Here is a 17,164-nt window from a genome sequence, read left to right as displayed (position 1 = left end):
TCCTTCCTGTTACTTTTAGTATAATGTTTGTTGCTCATGAGATATTCCTCCCTTGATGGAAGCTCTTAGCTAAATATTACCTACATATGATACATTAAAAAATTTAGATAGACTTTAGTATTTATATTAACATTTTATACAGTTATCTGATTATACAAGATAATAGAAGTCATAATATTGTAAGAACGCTAAAGATATGACGGTCATATTTACCTTTTTAATAATCGATGAAAAGACCTTACCATATTACACAGTAAGGTCTTTTTGCTATCAAATATTCAATCTTAATTAAAACTTATATAACAAACCAAGCGTCGTCGTAGCATCAGTACGCGAGTCAACCATAGGGCTATCGTATTGCTCATTAGACAGGTAGCTTAAGCTTTGATTAAAAAAACCTGCCCAGCGCTCGTTGAAATCGTAGTTAGCGCTAACGTTAATATAAGGGTTTAAGCTTGAGTTTGATTTATAAGCGGCGACGCCTGTCTTTGCGGACTCTTCATCGCTAACGCCGTAATAGTATTCGTTGTAGTCATCATCATGATACTCAAAGCCAATGCTCGGATAGACGGTCAGCTTATTCTTAGTGATACGCGCCAGATAGGTTAAGCGGGCAGTATTACCACCACTACGGTCTAAAACGTCAGTAGCGGCTTGAATACGGAAGCCGCCAACCGGGGTACGGCGTAGATAAGTGATACCGGCGGCGGCAGATATCTTACGCTCATCAAGACCTTGCAGCGCGCCATTGGCATCATCAGGATCGAATGAGTTGCCTGCTAATTGGGCGTAGGCAGATAGCTGGTTAGTGCCGTCATTGATCAGATAAGCACCAGCTTGAGCGCCGCGCGCATAGACTCTGTTGTTGTCATAAAACACGCCCGGCAGTACCCGTACTACTTCATCGTCCAAATCATAAGCGCTATTAGAGTACAGTACGTTAACGCCTACGCTAAGTACCGCGTCTTGATCGGTAGGCAGGTTTTTGAAGGGAGCGGCGCTTACGGTGCCAGCTGCCCCTAAGAGCATCGTAGCAGCAAAGGTGGAGAGTACAGCGCGATAAGTCATGCTTGGAGCAGGTAGTTTAGACATAGTTGGGTCTCATGGGCAGGGAGTTAGGAAATAGTTTTAGCGTTATTTGCAACATCAATATTAACTTAATTTGTTATTCAGTAGCAGCTAGTATTTGCAAGATTTGGTTATGAATATCTTGCCACCACCACAAAAAACCAATGACAATAACGAGCATGACTAGCCAAGGCAGTAGTCGCCAGATCAGGCTTACGTCAACAGGCTCTGGCGCAAATTTCTTGGGATCAATATAAGTGGGGTAGTTATTAATGTAGCCCCCACTTTGGTCAAAATCAGCAGTATCCGCGGTGTTGTTTGAGTCTACAGGGGTTTGGCTATTATTATCAGCAAATATATTGGTAAGCGGCGGATTATCGCGCTGATTATCGCGTGAGCTCGTTTGATAGCTTGGCTGATGATTGCTTGCATAGCTCGCTTGGACCGCGTTTTGATAAGCTTGCTGAGCTTGCGCCATAGCTGCTTGCTGTGCCAGCTCTCGCTTACGATAAGCAAGAGCAATAGGCAAGGCGATAAGCAAGCCAGTAATCGCGCCGCCGATATGGCCGGCGTTATCGATACCCGGCACTGCAAAGCCGTAGACTAAGTTGATGCCCATGATGATAATTAAGCTTTTTAGATTGAGCACCATGCCATTGACTGACATCTTAAAAAATGCCGCGACGAGTAAAGCCGCACCGATGCCCATAATTCCGCCAGACGCGCCAGCCGACAGTCCAGGCTGACCGCTACCGTCTATGATCGCTTGCCAAGTCACATAGTTATTGAGGACGTTACCGCCGACCACTGCGAGCAAGAATAGCGCCAAGAATTTAACGGAGCCAAACATCGGCTCAGCAATTTGACCAAAAAAATACATCGCAAAGCTATTAAATAATAAATGCATCAAGCCAATATGCAAAAAGCCGCTAGTGATTAAGCGCCAAGGGTCTTCACCCATGGTATAGGGTAGAGCGTTTGCGCCCCAATTCAATAACTGCTCAGTAGAAGGGTCATTGGCATCGACACCTGTGAGCAGTTGTATGATAAATAGCCCAATAAAACTGATAAGTAATACAGTGGTGATAGGCGCGGTGGCGAATAGCTGCTTAATAGTCATAAATGCCGTTATTTATTAACAGTAGGGCGTGTTGAACATTCGCAAATAGGCACTGCTGATTGCTAAAATTGTTCCAGACAAGGCACAAAGCGACGATAATGCAGATGCCTTAGCGAGATTTGTAACGCAGTATGGGGCAATTTTAGCATCAGCCCTCACGACAACAACAGGGACAGGACTCTTTTTTGCCGCTTCATCGTTAAAAATAAGCGCTTAGAATGACTAAACTTATTATTTTTAACATCGAATCGCCTAAAAAATAGTCGCTGTCAGTGCCATGGTCGAATGTTCAACACGCCCTAATTAAAGAGTAGCAGTATAAAGGTTTGCGTGGCTACAACAAACAATCCGTATGTATCTAGCCATCTTAAATACTCAAGAGTTTAAGCTACGCTTTGTATAGCTTTGAACTTAGTATAGCTTTGAACCTACAAGATAATACTACCAGCGCATCGGCGCAAGATAAGGTAAAGCGGATTTGAGCTGCTCATAAGTACCATTGACTAAGATGTCGTCAGTGACTTTATTGATATCAGTATGACCACAGAACGCCATGCTGACATCGCACTCTTTGTAGATTAGCTCCAATGCGCGGCGCACGCCGTCTTCACCATAAGCGCCCAGTCCATACAGAAACGCACGCCCAATCATCGTACCATTTGCGCCTAATGCTATTGCTTTAAGCACATCTTGCCCTGATCTGATACCACTATCAAGCCAAATCTCAATCTGGCTATTCTCAGCTCTCACCGCTTGCACGATATCGCTTAGCGCGGCGATAGAGGAGGGTGCGCCATCGAGCTGACGACCGCCATGGTTAGAGACGACTAGAGCATCAGCGCCGCTACGCGCGGCTAATATTGCATCTTCAGGCTCCATGATGCCTTTGATAATTAGCTTGCCACCCCATTGATCCTTGATACGCGCCACATCATCCCAGCTCAGGCCAGGATCGAATTGCTCTGCCGTCCAAGCAGAGAGTGATGACAGATCCTCAACATTTTGTGCATGACCGACGATATTACCAAAGGTTCGTCTTTTGGTGCCGAGCATATTTAAGCACCATTCAGGCTTTGTCATCAGATTAAGTATATTAGCTAACGTAGGCTTCGGCGGTGCAGAAAGACCGTTTTTGATATCTTTATGACGCTGGCCGAGCACTTGTAGATCGGCGGTTAATATCAGCGCTGAGCAGTTGGCGTCTTTTGCGCGTCGTATCAAATTGGCCATAAACTCTTGATCACGCATCACATACAGCTGAAACCAAAACGGCGCATTAGTATTCTGTGCGACATCTTCTATTGAGCAAATACTCATAGTCGACAGCGAAAACGGTACGCCAAACTTCTCAGCGGCGCGCGCAGCATGAATCTCACCATCCGCCCACATCATGCCCGTGAAGCCAGTAGGTGCAATGGCGACAGGCATGTTGACTTTTTCACCGATCATTGTGGTTGCCAGCGAGCGATTTTCCATATCGACGAGTACGCGTTGACGCAGCTTAATACGATCAAAATCGGTTTCGTTATTACGATAGGTGGTTTGCGTCCACGAGCCTGAATCGACATAATCATAAAACATACGCGGCACTTTACGCTCAGCAACGCGGCGCAGATCTTCGATTTCGGTGATTTTGGTTAAGTCTTTCATGGCAGTTCCGTTATGCTGGCAAACGTTATGAGATATTGATTAGGGTATTTAGACTAGCAGTTGCTGTAAATCCAGCACTGAAAAAGGATAGTTCAAGCGCTGGGTTGGCGTGAGTACCACCGGAATAGTAGTAGCAAAGTGCATCATTAACGGCTCATTGAAATCGCTGATGTCTATGTAATGATAATTGACAGGCTGTACCGCGGCTAGCTGATTTATTAGACTCTCAGCGACATCGCACAAATGACAGCCTGTGGTGCCGAGCAGCCATGTTTGCTGATGGATATCATCATGGGCAAGCTTAGGTGACGCGGCTATTATGCTTCTTCTGAGCGCTGCGATGGTTTCGTGATTAGCGCCATTATCTGTTTGATGATTTGGTAGGTTGTCATTAGGCATAGTTATACTCATCTTTGATCCATCTTTACAATTATCATATCTTTATGAGCACCGTATACTTTGGGTCTTACTTTAAGCTTGCTTATGCCTTTAACATTATAAGATAGAGGATAATCATATCATATCATAGAGAAATCCTATCTATAATAACAGTAGCCGTGACAGCGATTGTGAGATTGGGTAAGATAGCTTGCTCGCCGACAGTTTAGATTGCAGCAGCAAACGAATATTTTGAATGATCATTTTGAGCTTTTTAGTTTTGCTACATTTTATAACGCTTCATCCTTACTTATTTGGATATATTGTGCATGACAAGTTTTGCTAGTTTTTTTAAGCGCTTATTAGGAGCAATTATACTGATAATCGTTGCTTTTCATATCCTAGTTGCAGCATTGCTACTGGTGTGGAAGAGCCAGCCTATTAACAATAGTATGTTTATGCTGACCCATCGTCTGACCGGCGGCGAGGTCACCCAAGAGTGGGTAGAATATGATCAAATCGCCAAGTCCGCCAAGCAAGCCGCTATTGCTAGTGAAGACTCGACTTTCAGTCAGCATAATGGCTTTGACATTAAAGGCATAAAAGAGGCGCAAAAGAAAAATGAAGCGTCAGGAAAAACGACAGCTGGCGGCTCAACCATCACTCAGCAATTAGCCAAAAATCTATTTTTGACCTCGCACCGCTCTTACGTACGTAAAGCGGAGGAAGCGGTTATCACGGTGATGATTGAGACGATTTGGGATAAGCCGCGCATTCTGACCGCTTATCTAAACGTCGCTGAGTTCGGTAATGGAATCTATGGTATCGAAGCCGCCGCTCGGCACTATTATGGTAAAACTGCCGCCGATCTCAACCGTGATGAGTCAGCACTGCTCATTAGTATGCTGACTAACCCCAAATATTATCAAGACAATCAGGGCAATAAGCGGCTGCGTAATAAACAGCGTATTATCAAAAAACGGATGAACAATGCGGTGTTGCCACAAGCTGCATAGCCACTATTCAAGTCTTAATAGCTCCAAGCACGAGGCTATAACATAAGGGTGTAGTACAAGGCTAATTTTTGACACTAATGTGAGTGCGCTGTCGTATTTTTAATCATAATAAGGAGTAGTGAGATGGCTGATAATCCCAACAAGGCAAACATCACCGATAATGGCACTGATAAAAATCAAGGTGCGTCACTCAGCCATGAGCGCTTAAACAGCCATGAGCGCTTAAACAGCCATGAGCGCTTAACTAATAGTAGCCTTACCCAAATCGACTGGCAGCGTTTTGACGATGGCAGCTACTCATCGAGCAGTTACATTCATCGGGATCTATCTTTATTGCAGTTCAATCTGCGCGTCTTAGCACAAGCAGCCAGACCTCGTCATCCGCTTCTTGAGCGGCTGTTCTTTTTGATTATATTTTCTTCAAATATGGATGAGTTTTTTGAGATTCGCGTGGCAGGCATCATGCAAAAGCTCAATATAGGCGATGTGCCTAGTAGCCCGCATGGGATGCGCCCAAGTGAAGTGCTTAAAGAGATATCAGCGGTGGCGCACGAAGCTATCGATGAGCAGTATCGTATTTTAAACCAAGATATCTTGCCAGCGCTTGCCAAAGAAGATATTCGCTACTTGCGCCGTGATGAGCTAAATGCCGAGCAGTCGGCGTGGATGAAGCGTTACTTTATCGAGCAAGTCTTGCCAGTGCTGACGCCAATTAGTATTGATCCGGCGCACCCGTTCCCGCGCCTGGTCAATAAGAGCCTGAATTTTATCGCCACTTTAGAGGGCAAGGATGCTTTTGGCCGCGATATCAATTTAGCGATTGTACCGGCGCCGCGTAGCCTGCCGCGGGTGATTCGTCTGCCTAATGAGCTGACGGGCGGCAAAGAGCATCATGTCATGCTCTCAGCGGTAATCCATGAGCATGTGGGTGAGCTCTTCCCCGGCATGAATGTCACTGGCTGCCATCAGTTCCGTCTGACTCGAAACGCTGATTTGGACTTAGCGGATGATGTCGACGATATTGCCAAAGCACTAGAGGGCGAGCTTGAAAACCGCCGTTTTGGTGACAAAGTACGCCTTGAGGTTACCACCGACTGCCCAACGCCTATCAGCGATTATCTGCTTGAAGAGTTTGGGCTGCATGATAACCAGCTATACCGAGTCAACGGCCCAGTCAACTTAACGCGGCTGTTATTTGACTTTAATATTCCCAAACTGCGTTATCAGTCCTTTACCCATATCGTTCCTAAGCCGTTTCGCCGTGAGTTCGATAAGCTCGATCGTTCCACGAGTATGTTTGGCGCGATGCGTAAAGGCGATGTGCTCGTCCATCATCCTTTTCATGCCTTCTCGCCGATTGTCAATCTGCTATGGCAAGCAGCAAGCGATCCAAAAGTGCTGGCGATTAAGCAAACCTTGTACCGCTCAGGCACCAACTCTGAGATTGTCCAAGCGCTAGCGGCCGCCGCGCGTAATGGCAAGGAAGTGACAGCGGTGATTGAGCTGCGCGCGCGTTTCGATGAAGCCTCTAATATCGCAGTTGCAAACTTCTTACAAGAGGCAGGCGCGGTCGTCGTCTACGGTATCGTCGGCTACAAGACCCATGCCAAGCTGATGCTTATCGTGCGCCGCGAAGACGACCGCATTCGCCGTTATGTGCATCTTGGTACGGGTAACTATCATGCTGCCAACGCCAAAGTCTATACCGATTATGGGCTGTTCACCGCTGATGATGATATCTCAGAAGATGTGCACAAAATCTTCCAAGAGCTAACGGGGATGGGGAAGCCTGCCACCCTCAAAAAGCTGCTACACGCGCCTTTTACCTTGCACGATAAATTGATGAGCTTCATTGACGATGAGATCGCTCATGCCAAAGCCGGTAAGCGCGCGCATATGATTATCAAAGTCAATGCCTTAACCGAGCGGCGACTGATTGCCAAGCTCTACGACGCCTCGCAAGCTGGAGTCAAGATTGAGCTTATTCTGCGCTCAATCTGCTGTCTGCGCCCGCAAGTCAAAGGGCTGTCTGAAAACATCACTGTGCGCTCTGTCGTCGGACGGTTCTTGGAGCATACACGCATCTATTATTTCCATAATGGCGGCGATGAGCGCATGTATTTAGGCAGTGCTGATTGGATGGATCGCAATCTGTTCCATCGTGTTGAAGTGGCTTTCCCTATCGAAGATAAAAAACTATTCGCGCAAATCTATCAAGACGGTCTGCAAAATTACCTAAAAGATAATGTACAAGCTTGGACATTAACAGGGAACGGGCGTTGGCAGCAGTTGAGTCCAGTTAATGACGTCTTGCCACACGTTGCGCAAAACCATTTACTCAGTGTCATTAACCACGTCAACGAATAAACAATAATCATCGCCTCCTACTATTAGAGGTTACAAACTGTCTTGTAACCTCACATTTATTCACATATTGATACGGCAGTGCACTAGCGTATGGTTTATGCTTTTTTCTATACTTAAAAGTACAGTAATCAAAAGTACAACTTATCTATCATCTAATTATAAGAATAGGAATAATACTATGAGTAACGCTAGTGATAATAAATCTGATGTTCAGCAAGCTGCTAATACAGCCAATGCCGACAAAATCGAAAAAAACTTACAACAAGATAATGATTCAAAAAAGCCTAAAGACTTAGCAGAAAACGAAAAGACACCCTTTATAGATGAGCAAACTCGTACTGACAAATAGCGCGCCGCTAAAAAAGCAAAAGATCATCAGAACAATCAATAGAGGGATAGATTATGGTTAATAAATCGACAATTACGGACAATAAAACACGAACTCGTGTGGATGATATGAGGCCGAATGATGAAGAGGTCGTGCCAATTGACGATCTGGCAGATGCCAAACGGGAGAATCCAACCAATAGCTATGAAGGCCGCAAGCATGAGCCAAAGATAGATGGCCCTGAGCAAGCCTCTCAAGAGACTGACGAGGTCTACGCTGACCCGCGTCGAGAAGAGAATCTTCCGGCAGGTGGTAAGAATGTCGCTGATCTTAATGCGCACGATCTAAGTCAAGACAATAACCAAATTTAATTTATACTCGCTTGTCTTGTATAGATAGCTGTATAGAAGGTTTTTACCTTACTTATTTAAACGACGTCCACATCTATAATTACAACAAAGGATGAAACCATGCAAACTAAAGATCCAGCTTTAACTAAGACACCTATTAGTAGCCATGACGCTATAAGTGAAATGGTCGAAAATACAAATGGCAACAAAGATCCTAAATATTCTGAGCGCGAGCAGCGCCACATTGATGAGACAGTGAGTGCTAGTGACAGAGTAGATGGCGTTGCTACTGTTAGAAATGATGCTAATGTGCCTCGTGAAGGTTCCGAAGAAAACCACGAGGATATTGAGCGCAATACCACTGTTAATAAAGGTACAGATACCTTCGAAGACGACATTGTAGACTCAGAGCATGTCAATGATGGTGATAATCCAGCACGTCAACCGGATCGCCGTGACCAACAAGGCAGTAGCCCCTTTGATGATAATGTCAACGACCGAACTGTAAAAAGCGCAGAGCCTAAGAGCGAAGAGATCAATGATTTAAACCGTTACGCCAGTATCGACAACGCGCAAACGCGTATTTTAAATCCTGATGAAAAAGATTAAATTTCGCATCAGTAAGATTTGAGCATATTCTTAAGTTGAGCGGTTAAGTAATTGAATGGCTCATTTATTTGAATTGAGGATATGCTCTAGCATTAGGGTTTAAAATAAATTATTGAAAAGGATTATTCATGAAAAATAACAAAGAAGACTATAAGTTAAAAGACGCGGATGACAATGAAGGTATTGTGCCCGATGATGCTCTACAAAAGGTAAATCCAGCTGCTGCTGAGCAAGTCTCAGACGATCATGATCCGCATAATATTGCCAAAGATCATAAGCAACACGATACTAGCATTACTGAAACCAAAGATCAGTAAGTATAACCAGAAACAGAAGTATAAATAATTACTGAAAAAGCAGCGTGTTACTGTCTCCTAAAAGATAGTAACACGCTGCTTTTTTTATGGGGAATCAATCAGTGGCATTAAGCCATTTACTAGGGCGTGTCCCTAATTCAAGCGTTTATGACTAAATGGGCTAAAAATGGCTAAATCTTTGGCAAACGGTGTCAAATAGCTGGTCAATATCTTGATATTACCTGCGCTATTTTCCTTGTTTGCCTGCGATTTATCTCATTTTTATCATCATTTTTGAAATAGGGACACGCCCTAGAATTATTGTTAGCTAAACCATGAATTAAACAGGTACGCCGCTATGAAAGCGTAGCTCATTATCAGGACTGGTAATAAGCTCAGCTTCTACCGCTCTAAAAAAAGCCACACGTTCATCGATATTCTCAGCCGCTAGCGACTGCGCTAACTGTATATAATCTTCAAAATGACGACTCTCTGATTTTAGTAAATAACGGTAGTATTTAGCCAAGCGCTCATCATCTATTACATCGCTTAGCGCCGCAAAACGCTCACATGAGCGCGCTTCTATAAAAGCGCCAATGATGAGTACATCAACCATAGCTGCAGGCTCAAAAGTGCGCTTGTGTTTTAGCATGCCTTTTGCATAACGGCCTGCGCCTAGATGTTGCCACGCTTGACCACGCTCTTTCATAATCCCTAATACTTGCTCGTAGTGCAGCATCTCTTCCCGGACTAACTGAGCAAGCTTGCATTGTAAGTCATGGGAGAATTCATAGCGAAACATCAGATTCATTGCGGTTCCCGCCGCTTTTTTTTCGCAGTTCGCATGGTCTTGGATAATGATGGGTAAGTTATTGACCGCCGCATCTATCCAATCCCGTGTCGTTCGCCCTGCCAAAAACGTATAAATCGCTGATAGATCGACATTTGAAGGTGAAGTCTGAGCTAAAGTTTGACCGGCAGCAGCCCGTTCATTTGGTTTTTTATTTTCGCTTGTTGCTTTGATTTTGATATCAGTCATAGTCTAATCAGGTAAAGTGGACAATTTGGTAAATTTTATCATTGAGCGCTTTGCTCAGCCGAAATGATTACTTACAGTTTAATCATACTCGTAAGTCATCAGCACCCTAGCGCTTCCTTGTACGAGTTAAACAAGCCGTGGTAAAGGCTATCATATTTATACAAGGCGACTATTTATCTACTAAATAGCGCGTTCTTGTTAATTTCTTGATTTGATAGTAGGATAATCTTTGATTTTAGAATCATTATGTCATAGATTATTTTAGCATGAGCCTATCATTCATATAAGAACATTGATTATAAGACTTCTAAATGCTTGTTCGCTATAAAGGTATAACGATAATCTCAGTTAAGCACCCTTTATTGCTCAAGCGCCTCCCTAAACTTATTACAAGGATATCATTATGAGTCAGGATTTAAACGCCAATCGCATCCAAAAAGGCAGCCTTGCTATCGATAAGCAGATGTATGACTTTATCGAAAACGAAGTACTGCCAAAAGTAGGCGTCGATTCAGAGAGCTACTGGTCAGGGTTTGAAAAGGTAGTCAAAGAGTTCACTCCGCGTAATAAAGCCCTGCTTGCGACTCGTGATGAGATGCAAAAGCAGATTGATCAATGGCATCTAGATAACCCTACTAATAGCGGCGAAGTCGACTTTGCAAAGTATAAGCAATTCTTACAAGAGATTGGCTACTTATTGCCAGAAGGCGAGGACTTTCAGGTCTCAACTGAGAATGTCGATGAAGAAATCGCTCATATCGCAGGGCCACAGTTAGTCGTACCGGTGCGTAACGCTCGCTATGCTTTGAACGCGACTAACGCTCGTTGGGGTAGCTTGTACGATGCGCTTTATGGTACTGACGTTATCAGTGATGAGAACGGTCAAGAGGCTAAAGGCGGCTATAATCCTACTCGCGGCGCCGCTGTCGTGGCTTATGCCAAGCAATTCTTAGATGAAAACTTTGCGCTTGCATCCGGCTCTTACACTGAGGTTACTGGTTTTGAAGTGGTCGATGGCAAGCTACAAATCACTCAAGGCGACAGTAGTACTGAGCTTAAAGATGCAGAGCAATTTGCAGGTTACATGGGAGAGGCAAGCAGTCCAACAGCGGTGCTACTCAAGAACAATAATCTGCACGCCGAGATTCAGATCGATAAAGACAGCCCAATCGGTAAAGACGATGCAGCAGGTATCAAAGATGTGCTACTCGAATCGGCTATCACTGCCATTCAAGATGGCGAAGACTCTATCGCCGCAGTTGATGCTGAAGAGAAAGTGGAAGTGTACCGTAACTGGTTTGGCCTAATGAACGGCGATCTGCAAGAGACTTTTGAGAAAGGCGGTAAGACTCGCACTCGTCAGCAAAACCCAGACCGCGTTTATACTGCACCAGATGGTAGCGAGCTAGTCCTGCCAGGCCGCGCTTTGCTACTACTACGTAACGTCGGACACTTAATGCAAAACCCAGCTATCTTAGTGGATTTGGGCGAGGGGCAAGAAGAGATCTTTGAGGGCATCATGGACGCTCTAGTGACGCCATTACTGAGCCTAAATGACCTAAAAGGCAAGACTAAGCTGTCAAACTCACGCAAAGGCTCTATGTATATCGTTAAGCCAAAAATGCACGGCCCTGATGAAGTGAAGATGGCCAATGACTTATTTAATGCTTCTGAGGACTTATTAGGTCTTGAGCGTAATACCTTAAAGATCGGTATCATGGACGAAGAGCGCCGCATGACGGTCAATCTAAAGAACGCTATTCGTCAAGCTAAAGAGCGCGTCATCTTCATTAATACCGGCTTCTTGGATCGTACAGGCGATGAGATGCACACCAGCATGAATGCAGGGCCATTCGTACGTAAAGGTGAGATGAAGTCGCAAGCATGGCAGCCAGCTTACGAGCAGTGGAACGTCGATGTCGGTCTTGAGGTAGGTCTGCAAGGCCGCGCTCAGATCGGTAAAGGCATGTGGGCTAAGCCTGATGAGATGAAAGAGATGATGGAGACCAAGGCGGCGCATCCGCAGTCAGGCGCTAGCACGGCTTGGGTACCGTCACCAACGGGTGCAACCTTACATGCCATGCATTACCATCAAGTCAACGTAAAAGACGTACAAGACAAGCTAAAATCGCGTAGCCGCGCCAATGTCGATGATATCTTGACTATTCCTTTGACCAGTGAGGCCAATTGGAGCGAAGAAGAGAAGCGCCAAGAGCTTGAGAACAACGCTCAAGGCATCTTGGGCTATGTCGTGCGCTGGGTGAACCAAGGTGTTGGTTGCTCAAAGGTGCCAGATATCAATGACGTCGGCCTAATGGAAGATCGTGCGACTCTACGTATCTCAAGCCAGCACATCACCAACTGGCTACATCATAATGTAGTAAGCGAAGAGCAAGTCATGGAAACCATGAAGCGTATGGCAAAAGTCGTCGATGAGCAAAACGCGGGCGATCCTAGTTACCAAAATATGGCACCTGATTTCGATAACTCTTATGCGTTCCAAGCGGCTTGTGATCTAGTATTTAAAGGTCGCGAGCAGCCTAGTGGTTACACTGAGCCACTACTGCATCAAGCGCGCCGTGATCTAAAAGCTAGCAGCGCTTGCTAAGTAAGCGGCTCAAAGCTGTCATATAAGGTTTTAGTCTATTATCTTATATGACGCGTTATTAGCCCTCCTATTCGCTCTAGAAGATGAGTAGGGGTGTTATACCTTTACAATCGTAAGTCGCTAGTACAAGCACTCCTATTAAGACGATAGGGGTGCTTTTTTATGGTTAACATATCTCTTAATACACAGCTTTGAGCTACCTTCTAATCCTTATGAAAGACTAACTAGAATCACGAAGTTTATTTCCGCGAATAGTGAAATAAAAAGTGAAAGAATTAGGGCTAAATGTTAAAAAAAATGTTGCAAATTATGTCAAAGTTGTTATGCTTATACTCGAAGTATGAGTTTGGTAACGGATGTTACGCAGTAGGACGCATAAGACTTAAGTTTACATGGCAGTTACGTTGTTTAATCCCAGTCATGTGAGTCATGGTTTTTTATCTTACTGTAATAGAACTTCGCCACACTTGTTTCTGACTAATCTCGGTAGCCAGTTACACATTATATCTTTGAGGATTTGTGACGATACCATTATGGGCGCCAGTTACTTATAGCTTGCTCATTACTACAATTGTAAAGTGGAGATACCCCATGAAAAAACTACTTTTAGCATCAGCAATCGCAGCCCTATCTGTATCTGCCGCACAAGCAGCACCTACCTTATATGGTAAAGCATTCGTTACTACTGACTACGTAAATGCTGAACTTGATCGCGAAACTATGGACGGCGATACTAGCATCAGTACAGACAGCGATTCAGTACAAATCAACTCAAACCTCTCGCGTTTAGGTTTCAAAGGTTCTGAAGCTATGACTGCTAACACTGATGTTATCTATCAGTTAGAGTATGGCATCAATATCGATGATTCTGGCGAAGACAACATCGCTTTCAAAAGCCGTGACACTTATCTTGGTCTAGTCAACAAAGATTTCGGTCAGTTCCGTTTTGGTCGTAACTACTCAGTATCTGATTACATCAACAACGTAACTGTTACTGAAGGCTATTGGTACAACATCGGCTCAAGCTCTCTTGATGAAGGGACATTGAGCGAAGCATTGACCCTTACTGATGGTAGCCGTATCAACAACTCTATCATCTGGTTTGCTCCTAAATACAACGATCTACCATTAGAGCTTGCATTACAGTACAGTGCTGATGAAGCTTTTGTATCTGATAGCAATGATCGTGACAATGGTTATGGTGCATCATTGATGTACAACCCAGGTAACGGCTTCACTGCTGGTATTGCCATGGATAAAGACATGAGTATCGATGGTGAGATCTTACGTGGTAGTGCGACTATCGATTTGAGCAAGTACAGTGCTTATCCAGTAAAATTGGGTGCACTATATCAGCAAGCTGATTATGATGGTGCAGATGAAGAAGATGGTTTAATCATCAGTGCTAAAATGGGTCTGGCTAACTTTGCTCGTCCAGCAACTGTATACCTTCAGTACAACAAAACTGAAAACTTAAGTGGTCTTAACGGCAATGACTCAGACCAAGTTGTATTGGGTGGCACGTACTCTTTCAAAGACAACATGATTGCTCACGCTTATATCGGTCAAAACTCAGCTGACCTAGACAACGGTCTATTCATCGTAAGAGATGCTGAAACTGATCAAGCCGGTGAAGTGATTGATGCACGTGGCGACGCTGATGTATTCGCTATCGGTGCTGGTCTAGAATACTTATTCTAATATCACACGCAAGTAAATAGCATATAAAAACTCATCCTTCGGGGTGAGTTTTTTTTGTTTTGTAATCAATACTGTGTCTTGAACAACAGCGTGTCTTAAATAACAGAATCCGTAAAATTAATAATAACATTTGTGTAAATTTTGGTTTTTTCACCTTACTGTAATATTTGGTTGGTAAAGTTGTGTCTAAGTAATGCTTCTAGCTCATATATATAAATGTACCCCACTCTCAACTTGAAATAAGCAAATCAAACTGAAGAGGCGGGTTACCAAGTTTTTTGTTGAGTACAAAGCACAGATTGTGTGAAAGAATCTTACGAATCAATCGATGAGACAAATGCCATAAATCTCTTGCTCGTACCTTTTGTATATTAAATCGTTCTGATAACTGACCAATGACTGTTTCAACGATACGGCGGGCTTTCATTAGCCGCCTTACCACAGGTTTGGGTCTATCCTCTTTCATGTTGGCTCTGAGTGGCGTTTGTAAATCCACGCCTTGAGCGTCGTAGTACGATGTCAGACTAGGGCTGATATACCCTTTATCAGCGCCAAGTAGCCCATGAATATGAGTGGTGATTTCTGGGGCAACCGCTCTTTCATCAACATTGGCAGGAGCAAAGGTAAAGCCTTTAATCATGCCCGATAAGTTAACAAGCAAATGTCCTTCAAAGCCATAGTACCTCTCTTGCTTAGCCGCACAGTAGCTAAAAGCCGCTAAGTCTTGATAGTTTTTATGCCGATAAGCGCGTCCATAATGACAGACGGGTATCGGAAAGCCATCCATAAAATGAATGTTGTCACGGCCCTCAAGTTCACTGACTTTATCTTGTATCTGCTGTTTGACTTGCCACAGATTGGCGCAGTGCTTTGCGAAGTTAGGGTATGAGCCGATGGCTGGAAACCAGTCTTGCCAATGCTGGGTAAAGTATTGCCAAATTTGTTTGTCTTGATCAAGGTGTAAAAATTCACCGACCATCTCCATGCAAATAACCTCAGGATCACTTAGCTTTGGCGCGTAACCTGCACTTCGCAAGGGTTTGGTGACGACTATTTTGTAATATTGCTCTACCATTAAATAGATATTGATGATAAATTCGTCTATGGGCATCTCACAACTCCATTGTATTCTTGGTCGAAAACAATAGATTAGTGAGGTGCTCTTCTTTTTTCAATCACTTTCGAAGTTGAGAGTGGGGTAAATGTTCTATAGGGTAGTCACCCTGCCATTATATATATCGGCCAATCTTAGCCAATTTATCAAAAAAATTGTAAAGTGGAGATGTCTTTTGAAAAAACTATTTTTAGCCTCATCAGTCGCAATGCTATTAGTATCTACAGCTCAAGCGGCACCGACTGTTTATGGCAAAGCATTTGTTACCGCCAACTATGTCAATGCTTCATTCGAACGAGAAGCTATGGACGATAGTAGTATAAGCATTAATGAAGACAACAGTTCAGTAGAAATCGCATCAAAATCTTCACGTATTGGTTTCAAAGGTTCTGAAGCCATGACTGCCAATACTGATGTGATCTACCAATTAGAGTATGGAATCAAGGTTGATGATAGTGGCAGCAGTAACATCGGTTTTAAAAGCCGTGATACTTATCTGGGTCTAAAGAATAAAGACCTTGGCGAATTCCGCTTTGGTCGTAACTACTCAGTCGTTGATTATATCGATAATGTCACGGTCAATGAAGGTTACTGGGACAATGTGGGTGCTAGTAGTTTAAGCAAAAATACACTAGCCAATGCTTTAACCTTAGCTGATGGTTACCGAGTTAATAACTCTATCGTCTGGAAAGCGCCTAAATACAATGAGTTACCATTAGAGCTTGCGTTGCAGTATGGTGCTGATGAAGACTTTATATCTGACGATAATAGTCGTGACAGCGGCTATGGTGCCTCATTACTATTTAATCCAGGCAATGGCTTTACGGCTGGTGTTGCTTATCAGAGTGATCTGGCTACTAAAAATCCCAGTAGTACTAATACGGGCGGCGATATGATCCGTGGGACGGCTACTGTCGATCTAAGTAATTATGTTGCTTATCCAGTAAAAGTGGGCGCTCTATACCAACAAGCTGATTTTGATGATACTAATGAAACTGAAAAAGGATTGATATTAAGTGCTGAGATGGGTCTAAGTAACCTCGCTCGTCCAGCCTCAATATATGCACAGTACAATAAAACGGATAACTTAAGAGGCATTAATGAAAATAATTCAGATCAAATCGTCGTAGGCGGTAAATATAGCTTTAGAAAGAATATAATTGCACATGCTTATGTCGGTAATAACACTGCAGACTTAAAAAATGATCTTTTCATTGCTGGTCAAGATGACGGTGATAAAGATATTCTTGTCAGAGCGCGTGGTGATGCTAGCGTCTTCGTGGTCGGTGCTGGTCTAGAATACAAATTCTAATCTAAACATTAGAAAACGTATTATAAAAAACTCATCCTTCGGGGTGAGTTTTTTTGTTGTGACCTTTTTAAAGCCGCAGTGGGTTATAATAGCTACGTATTTACGATGATTACGCACTTATGACAATTAAGCGTTAAAAACTGAGTGTTTTAAAGAGTTTGCGCTTTTGCCCTATATTTTGTGGCGTATTTTTAGTAAAATCCTTCTT

General features: G+C 43.6%; 15 protein-coding genes. 9 read left to right on the top strand and 6 right to left on the bottom strand.

The window, feature by feature from the left end; all coding sequences use genetic code 11:
* Positions 1–288: 288 nt before the first annotated feature.
* From JMY03_RS04170 to JMY03_RS04155, 4 genes are all read right to left on the bottom strand, one after another.
* Positions 289–1,092, bottom strand: a complete 804-nt coding sequence (locus JMY03_RS04170) for a MipA/OmpV family protein (RefSeq protein WP_201601327.1) — start codon at positions 1,090–1,092, stop codon at positions 289–291.
* A gap of 73 nt (positions 1,093–1,165) precedes the next feature.
* Complete coding sequence (locus JMY03_RS04165; RefSeq protein ID WP_201601325.1) at positions 1,166–2,188, bottom strand: rhomboid family intramembrane serine protease; 1,023 nt, start codon at positions 2,186–2,188, stop codon at positions 1,166–1,168.
* Between the two features lie 441 nt (positions 2,189–2,629).
* Entirely contained in the window at positions 2,630–3,838 is a 1,209-nt protein-coding gene (locus tag JMY03_RS04160; protein ID WP_201601323.1) for an alpha-hydroxy acid oxidase, read from the bottom strand.
* A 48-nt stretch (positions 3,839–3,886) separates the two neighbouring features.
* A complete protein-coding gene (locus tag JMY03_RS04155; protein WP_227675473.1) occupies positions 3,887–4,249 on the bottom strand; it encodes a glutaredoxin family protein in 363 nt (120 codons plus the stop codon).
* 296 nt (positions 4,250–4,545) lie between these two features.
* Between JMY03_RS04155 and mtgA the strand changes: the two genes are divergently transcribed.
* The 6 genes from mtgA to JMY03_RS04125 all read left to right on the top strand — a co-directional run bounded on the left by mtgA (position 4,546) and on the right by JMY03_RS04125 (position 9,203).
* Positions 4,546–5,232: a monofunctional biosynthetic peptidoglycan transglycosylase gene (gene mtgA / locus JMY03_RS04150; protein ID WP_201601320.1), complete on the top strand. Its 687-nt coding sequence runs from the start codon at positions 4,546–4,548 to the stop codon at positions 5,230–5,232.
* Between the two features lie 123 nt (positions 5,233–5,355).
* Entirely contained in the window at positions 5,356–7,599 is a 2,244-nt protein-coding gene (gene ppk1, locus JMY03_RS04145) for a polyphosphate kinase 1 (RefSeq protein WP_201601317.1), read from the top strand.
* Positions 7,600–7,777: 178 nt separating this feature from the next.
* Complete coding sequence (locus JMY03_RS04140) at positions 7,778–7,948, top strand: hypothetical protein (protein WP_201601314.1); 171 nt, start codon at positions 7,778–7,780, stop codon at positions 7,946–7,948.
* Between the two features lie 53 nt (positions 7,949–8,001).
* Positions 8,002–8,298, top strand: coding sequence for a hypothetical protein (locus tag JMY03_RS04135; protein WP_201601311.1), 297 nt, complete (start codon positions 8,002–8,004; stop codon positions 8,296–8,298).
* A gap of 99 nt (positions 8,299–8,397) precedes the next feature.
* Positions 8,398–8,886, top strand: coding sequence for a hypothetical protein (locus JMY03_RS04130; RefSeq protein WP_201601308.1), 489 nt, complete (start codon positions 8,398–8,400; stop codon positions 8,884–8,886).
* A gap of 128 nt (positions 8,887–9,014) precedes the next feature.
* Positions 9,015–9,203 (top strand): hypothetical protein, encoded by a 189-nt coding sequence (locus JMY03_RS04125; protein ID WP_201601305.1) that lies wholly within the window; start codon positions 9,015–9,017, stop codon positions 9,201–9,203.
* 319 nt (positions 9,204–9,522) lie between these two features.
* On the opposite strand, the gene miaE is transcribed toward JMY03_RS04125, so the two are convergent.
* Positions 9,523–10,221 carry a tRNA-(ms[2]io[6]A)-hydroxylase gene (miaE, locus tag JMY03_RS04120; protein ID WP_201601302.1) on the bottom strand — a complete coding sequence of 233 codons (699 nt, stop codon included), beginning with the start codon at positions 10,219–10,221 and terminating at the stop codon, positions 9,523–9,525.
* A 403-nt stretch (positions 10,222–10,624) separates the two neighbouring features.
* Here miaE and JMY03_RS04115 point away from each other — a divergent pair, with 403 nt between their 5' ends.
* A complete protein-coding gene (locus JMY03_RS04115) occupies positions 10,625–12,829 on the top strand; it encodes a malate synthase G (protein ID WP_201601299.1) in 2,205 nt (734 codons plus the stop codon).
* Between the two features lie 591 nt (positions 12,830–13,420).
* Positions 13,421–14,530, top strand: coding sequence for a porin (locus JMY03_RS04110; RefSeq protein ID WP_201601296.1), 1,110 nt, complete (start codon positions 13,421–13,423; stop codon positions 14,528–14,530).
* Positions 14,531–14,759: 229 nt separating this feature from the next.
* Here JMY03_RS04110 and JMY03_RS04105 read toward each other — a convergent pair whose 3' ends face one another.
* On the bottom strand, positions 14,760–15,641 hold the full coding sequence (locus JMY03_RS04105; RefSeq protein ID WP_201595979.1) for an IS982 family transposase: 882 nt from the start codon (positions 15,639–15,641) through the stop codon (positions 14,760–14,762).
* 178 nt (positions 15,642–15,819) lie between these two features.
* Here JMY03_RS04105 and JMY03_RS04100 point away from each other — a divergent pair, with 178 nt between their 5' ends.
* The gene (locus JMY03_RS04100; protein ID WP_068036869.1) at positions 15,820–16,956 is read left to right on the top strand and encodes a porin; all 1,137 of its coding nucleotides are present in this window, start codon (positions 15,820–15,822) and stop codon (positions 16,954–16,956) included.
* Positions 16,957–17,164 lie beyond the last annotated feature (208 nt).

The organism is Psychrobacter submarinus, assembly GCF_904846685.1.
GTDB classification, from domain to species: Bacteria; Pseudomonadota; Gammaproteobacteria; order Pseudomonadales; family Moraxellaceae; genus Psychrobacter; species Psychrobacter submarinus.
The sequence above is the reverse complement of the archived record's forward strand: the minus strand, read 5'-3'. Positions and strand labels throughout refer to the sequence as shown.